The following is a 6,165-nucleotide window of genomic DNA, read 5'->3' on the forward strand; positions in this document are numbered from 1 at the left end:
GCGGCGCGAAAAGTGACGCGGATGTGGAACCGGTCGCCCGAGGCGGGGGCGGCCCGCGGGTCGTTCCGGGCCGGGGGGATCCCCCAGGCCCGGAAAGACCCGCGGGCAACGCGGGCGGTCACCACCGGTAGTTCATGATGACCGACAGGGTGCCGACGTTGGCGTTGCCGCCGCCCGGCTGGGTGTTGCGGAGGAAGTCGCCGGCGAACAGGTACGCGTAGGAGACGAGCAGGTCGGTCCGCTTCGACAGGTGGAAGTTCAGGATCGTGTCGATCTCGTTCCCCACGAAGCTCCCGGCCGCGCCGGTCGGGTCGCGCCGCAGCGCGCCGCCGCCCGGCCCGTACAGCGCGTCCTTCGAGTTTGCGAGCCAGAAGTTGTGGACCTGGAACCACGTCGTGATCCACTTCGCCGGGTAGAACGTGAGCGAGGCGCTGATGTCGTGGATGTTCTGCCGCCCGACCACGTCGGCCCAGCCCATGTAGTAGTGCCCGAACGGGAAGAGCTGGTTGAACGTGTTGAACGTCCCCGCGTTCGGGTTGTTGTCGCCGCTCGCGTAGTCGTAGTACAGCCACGCGGTCGGGTTCCACGCCACGTCCTTCCAGTGGTACCCGACGCCCGCGGTCGCCATCCCGGCGAACAGGTTGTTGGTCCCCTGCTGGCCGAACTGCAGCGCGCCCTCGAAGTCCCAGAGGAGCCCGCCGTCCTTGTCCCCGGCGTACCGCGACCCGATCGTGTTGATCGTGTTCGGGGCGCGGGTGATCCCGCTCTGGACGACCGGGCTCTTGTTGTCGAAGAACAAGTAGTACAGGTCGAGCGTCGTGCCCTTCTTCGGCTTGTACGTGCCCCACGCCCCGGCGAAGTTGATGTTCGCATCGACCCGGTCGATCCCCCGCTCGTTGGGGATCACCGGCTGCAGCCAGAACGCGTCGAAGTTGAACTTCTCGCCCGTGTACATGACCCGGGCGCCCTCGAACGTGCGGCGGGTGTTGGCCCACTCCAGCGGCGAGACGAGCCGCTGCGAGCCGAGCAGGATCTCCTGCCGGCCCACCCGGCCGTACACCCCGTTGCCGTTGATCTCCCAGAGCTTCAGGTCCACGAACAGGTTCAGGAAGTCGTTCTGGTCGGTGTCGATCGGCAGCGGCGGCAGGTCGAGCCCGTAGGTGCCCGCGAAGATCCCCTCGGCGTAGACCCGGAACACGTCCTTGTACCACAGGTCCCCGTACACCCGGGCGCGGTACTGGTTGTAGCTGTTGTGCAGGCCCGTGAGGCGGGAGTTCTGCTCGTCGAAGTACCGATACCACGCCTGGCCGCCGGTCGAGAACAGCCAGTTGTCGCCGAGGTGGACCCGCTTGAGCCGCTCGGCCCAGTCGGTCGGGGGCGTCTTCGGGTTGTCCAGGAACCGCCAGTCGGCGTCGAAGTTCGAGAACGGCATCGCGGCGAACGGCAGGTACCCGGTCTGCGGGGGCTTCTCCTTGACCTCGTCGCGGAGCCGGTCCAGAGCGGAGTAGTACCCCGGGCCGGACGGCGGGATGAAGAACATCCCGAGCCGCGGCATGGCCCGGACCGGTGGCACCTTCTTGAAGTCGAAGGCCCCGTCGCCGCACGCGGCGCACGGCGCGGCCGCGGCCCCCGGCGCGGGGGGTGCCGCGGGCGGGACCGCCTCGCCGGGGGGCGCTTCGACCTCGGCCGGGGCCGTCGCGGCCGGGAGCGACTCGGGCAGGGCGGCCGGGGCCTGCGCCGCGACCGAGCCGGCAGCGGCGCCCAGGCCGAGCGCCGCTAACGTGTTGCGAACCCAGTATTTCATCGCTACCTCCTGTAGACCGATCCGCGTCCTGCGTACCGAACGGGCGGGGTGCCTCGTCGGGGTGTCGGGCTGGGCACCGTGTGCCCGCCGGCGGTCCGGGCACGTGAGATTCCCTTTCTCACCCGTGCGGATGTCCCGTGTATCGGCGGGGGGGTGGTCGCGACGGAGCGATTGCCGCGCTCGACAACAGGAGAGTGGTGTGGGTAACCACATCTGGCCGGCACAACCGGATCAGCCCGCGCCAGCGCCGCAAATCGACCTCAAACTGGTGCCCGGCGACCGGGCACAACTCAACGCGGCGGTGCGCGAACCCGCGGCACGGGCGGCCCGGGGCGTGGGTCCGCGTCGTCCGCGGCGGGTGGGCACGGCCGGGGGAACCCGTACCCTGCTCTCACCGGCGCGACGCCCGCGCCGGACCAAACGCGGGGACGACACATGCGAGCAGTTTTGTGCGCGGTCGTGGTGCTGGGGTTCGCCGGGGCGACCGCCGCGGGCCAAGACCAGAAGATCGACGCCAAGAAGTTGATCGGGAAGTGGGAGGCGGCCAAGGCAAAGGAGGGCGCGCCGAAGATGGTCGTCGAGTTCGCCGAGGCCGGCAAGGTGACCCTGACGGTGACCGTCGGCGACAAGTCGGAGAAGATCGACGGGACGTACAAGGTGGACGGGAACAAGGTCGAGGTGGTCATGGCGCTCGGCGGCAAGGAGGAGAAGGAGACGTTCACCGTGAGCAAGCTGACCGACGACGAGATGGTGAGCAAGGACTCGAAGGGTAAGGAAGAGACGCTCAAGAAGGTGAAGGCGAAGTGACGGGACCGGGTTCCCCTACGGGGCCTCGATACGGTGGGGCAGGCATTCGTGCCTGCCCGGGCGTCGGGAGGCAGGCACGAATGCCTGCCCCACCAGCGGCGAGCGCGGCGGGGCCGCCGACTTCGTAAGATGGTCGGTGCCCCCGCCGGTCGCGACGCGCGGGACTCCGGTCGGGGCTCCGCTCCCGGCCCGGACCGCAAGACGACACCCATGCCCGACCGCGAACTCCACCTCCTATCCGCCTCGCGGATGCCCACGTCGTACCCGCTGCAGCTCGCGGCGGACGAGACGGCCGCGTGGCTCCACGGGTACGCCGCCCTGTGGCACCCGGCCGCGCTGTTCGGCGCGACGCAGGCCCCGCAGGCGTCCGTCAGCTACGACCACGACAGCCCGCGGCCCGGTGCGGTCTACTGCACCCCCCGCGGCCCGCACCTGTTCCAGCCCGACGACTGGCGGGACCGCGTCGCGAATGTCGGCGCGCTCGCGTTCGACCCCGCCCCGGGCCGCACCGAGACGCTCGAAAACCTCGTCGCCGCGCTCCGGGAGAAGGAGCCCACCAACCCGCTGCTCGACGCCCCGGCCGACGTCGTTCAGCCGTTCCTCGGCCTCGGGTTCGGCTACCTCGTGCTCGACAACCTGTTCGAGGCCGCCGACCACGTGCGCCTGCTCGACGGGGCCGCGTTCTGGGCCGACGTGACGACCGCGACCGAGGCCGCTTCCCGCAACGAGCCGTTTACCGAGCACCTCAAGGCGGCCGCCGAGAAGTTGCAGCAGGCCCGCGAGCAGCTCAACTCGTCGCGGATGTACTGGGTCGACTTCGTGCAACTCGACCCGAAGAACCTCGCGGCCGCGTGGCCCGAGTCGCTCGCGTCGGGCTGGCCGGTGTGCGTGTGCGGGGCCGGGGAGGTGTTCGAGCAGCTCGCCGAGCAGGAGCCCGAGCGGCTCGCGGAACTGAAGGCCAAGTTCGTCCAGGACCTGCCGAGCGCCGTCGACCTGTGCTGCGGGGCGTACAAGGAGCGCGAGGACGCGCTGCTCCCGCCCGAGTCGCAGTGGTGGAACCTGCGGGCCGCGCGTGCGACCGTGCGGAAGCTGTTCGGCGCCGACGCCGCGGTCTACAACCGCACGACCAGCGCGTTCCACCCGCAACTGCCCGGGTGGCTCCACCACATGGGGTACAAGCACGCGGTGCTCATCAGCCGCGACGCCGCCCTGATCCCGACGATCCGCTCGACGGCGGTGAACTGGCCGGGGCCGGACGGCCGCGCCATCGACGCCTTCTGCCGCGAGCCGCTCCCGGCGCACGACCCGATGACGTTCTTCAACCTCGTCTACCACATGCACCAGGCGACGAGCACCGACTCGGCTCCAACTATTGCGCTTGCTCACAAGGGCGAGCAAGCGTTCGCCTCGTACCGCGACCTGCTCGCGCTGGGCGACCTGTGCCCGGTGTTCGGCGAGTTCATCAACCTGAGCCGGTACTTCACCGACGCGACCAGCGGCGACTACATCGGCACGCAGCCGGCCGACGAGTTCTTCAACGACTACCTCGACGACCGCGTCACGAACCAGCGGCGGCGCGAGCCGGTGTCCGGGTTCGCACGCCACCTCCGCCTGCGCCGCCGCATCGACTCGGCGTACACGCTCGCTTCGCTGCACCGCTCCGTAACGCCGAGCCCCGGCGAAGAAGAGGCGAAGCTGCTCGCCGACCTCGCCGCGGTCGAGACCGAGATCGAGACCGCGGGGGTCAATCAGGAGTCCGGGGTCGGGAGCCCGGAGCCGGCGAATCGCCTCGAACAGATCGAAGCATCGTGGGCCAAGAAGCTCGCTTCGCGCATCCAAACGCGATCGGCCGACGGGCAGCCCGGGCTGCTGCTGTTCAACCCGTGCGGGTTCACTCGCCGGGTCGCACTCGAAGTGCCGGGGTTCCGCGGCGCGATCGCGGTCGCCGACCCGGTGAAGGCCGCAGAGTTCACCGCCGACGGCACGGCGCGGCTCGTGGTCGAGGTGCCGTCGCTCGGGTTCGCGTGGGTGCCGCGCGGGGGGAACGCCGCGCCGCCGAAGCCGAAGATGAAGCTCGCCGACGGTCTCACGGTCCGCAACGAGTTCTTCGAGTGCGACATCGACTCGGGCACCGGCGGCATCCGCTCGTTCCGCGACATGCGGACCCGGCAGACCCGGTTCGGGCAGCAGCTCGTGTTCAACCCGGGCAGCAAGATGGTGGCCCGCGACGTCTCGGTGACCAACAGCGGCGCGGCGCTCGGCGAGATCGTCAGCACCGGCGACCTGGTGAACGACCGCGACGAGGTGCTGGCGACGTTCCGGCAGCGGTTCCGCGCCTGGCTCGGCCGGCCGGTGCTGGAACTGTGCGTCGAGATCGACGTCAAGCACGAGCCGACGGGCTACCCGTGGCACGCCTTCTACGCGGCCCGGTTCGGGTGGCGCGACGAGCGCGGCGTGTTGTTCCGCGGGGTCAACGGCGCGAACACGCAGACCGGGGTGACCCGCCCCGTGTCACCGGACTACCTCGAGGTGCGGCTCGGCTCCGAGCGGTCGTTCCTGTTCACCGGCGGGCTCCCGTTCATCCAGCGCCACGGCAACCGGATGGCAGACGTGATCCTCGTGCCCGAGGGCGAGCAATCGCGGTCGTTCGACCTGCTGCTCGCGACCGACCGCGACGTGCCGATGCAGACGGCGGCCGGGTGGGTGTCCCCGACCCCGATCGTCGAGACGGAGAAGGGCCCGCCGCACTTCGGCGTGTCGGGGTGGCTGGCGCACGTGGACATGCCGAGCCTGATCGTGACGTCGCTCCAGCCGTGCGCCGCGGGCGACGGGGCGAACCGGGCGGTGGCGCTGCGGGCCATCGAGTCGGCGGGGTTCGGCGGCGCGGCCGAGGTGCGGTTCGCCCGCGACCCGTTCCGCGCGTCCACGATCGACGGCGAGGGGAACGCGCTGCTCCCGCTCACGCTGGTCGGCGACGCGGTGCAACTGGAGTTCTCGGCCGGCGAGACGCTCCGCGCCAAGTTCGAGTGGGAGTGACGATGCCCGACTGGCTCGTTGCGGTTGCCGCCCACCCGGTCACGCTCCTCGCCGTCGGCGGCGGCATGGGGGCGAACGCCCGGTACTGGCTCGGGAAGGTCGTCGCGTGGGCGCAGGGCGGCGTCGAGTTCCCGTTCGCGACGCTCATCATCAACGTGAGCGGGTCGGTGGTGCTGGGGCTCGTCGCGGCGGCGTTCCTGCGCCACCCGGACCCGGCGCAGCGGACCTGGTACCTGCTGCTCGGCACCGGGTTCTGCGGCGGGTTCACGACGTTCTCGACGTTCAGCCTGGAGGCGTTCGAGTTGATCCGCGACGGGAAGGGCTGGCTCGCGGCGGTGTACGCGGTCGGGTCGGTGCTCGCGGGCGTGTTCGGCGTGTGGCTCGCGTTCAAGATCGCCGGCCCGCCGCACGGGTGAGGCGACGGGGCGCGGCCCCCATCTTCTGATGCCTCTGGATTTGGGCGAGCGGGGGACGTGAGTCCCCCGGTGGAAACGCGATTCCACCGGGGGACTCACGTC

4 protein-coding genes are annotated in these 6,165 nt (G+C 70.6%); 3 read left to right on the plus strand and 1 reads right to left on the minus strand.

Annotated features, from left to right (window positions below; translation table 11 throughout):
* Positions 1-118: 118 nt before the first annotated feature.
* On the minus strand, positions 119-1,804 hold the full coding sequence (locus tag ACTIGN_RS32455) for an alginate export family protein (protein WP_439631801.1): 1,686 nt from the start codon (positions 1,802-1,804) through the stop codon (positions 119-121).
* A gap of 435 nt (positions 1,805-2,239) precedes the next feature.
* Between ACTIGN_RS32455 and ACTIGN_RS32460 the strand changes: the two genes are divergently transcribed.
* The 3 genes from ACTIGN_RS32460 to crcB all read left to right on the plus strand — a co-directional run bounded on the left by ACTIGN_RS32460 (position 2,240) and on the right by crcB (position 6,063).
* Positions 2,240-2,611 carry a TIGR03066 family protein gene (locus ACTIGN_RS32460; RefSeq protein WP_439631803.1) on the plus strand — a complete coding sequence of 124 codons (372 nt, stop codon included), beginning with the start codon at positions 2,240-2,242 and terminating at the stop codon, positions 2,609-2,611.
* Positions 2,612-2,821: 210 nt separating this feature from the next.
* Positions 2,822-5,647 carry a hypothetical protein gene (locus ACTIGN_RS32465; RefSeq protein WP_439631805.1) on the plus strand — a complete coding sequence of 942 codons (2,826 nt, stop codon included), beginning with the start codon at positions 2,822-2,824 and terminating at the stop codon, positions 5,645-5,647.
* Between the two features lie 2 nt (positions 5,648-5,649).
* Positions 5,650-6,063: a fluoride efflux transporter CrcB gene (gene crcB / locus ACTIGN_RS32470; RefSeq protein WP_439631807.1), complete on the plus strand. Its 414-nt coding sequence runs from the start codon at positions 5,650-5,652 to the stop codon at positions 6,061-6,063.
* Positions 6,064-6,165: the final 102 nt, after the last annotated feature.

The sequence above is a fragment of the Gemmata sp. genome, from assembly GCF_051859125.1.
Taxonomy (GTDB): Bacteria; Planctomycetota; Planctomycetia; order Gemmatales; family Gemmataceae; genus Gemmata.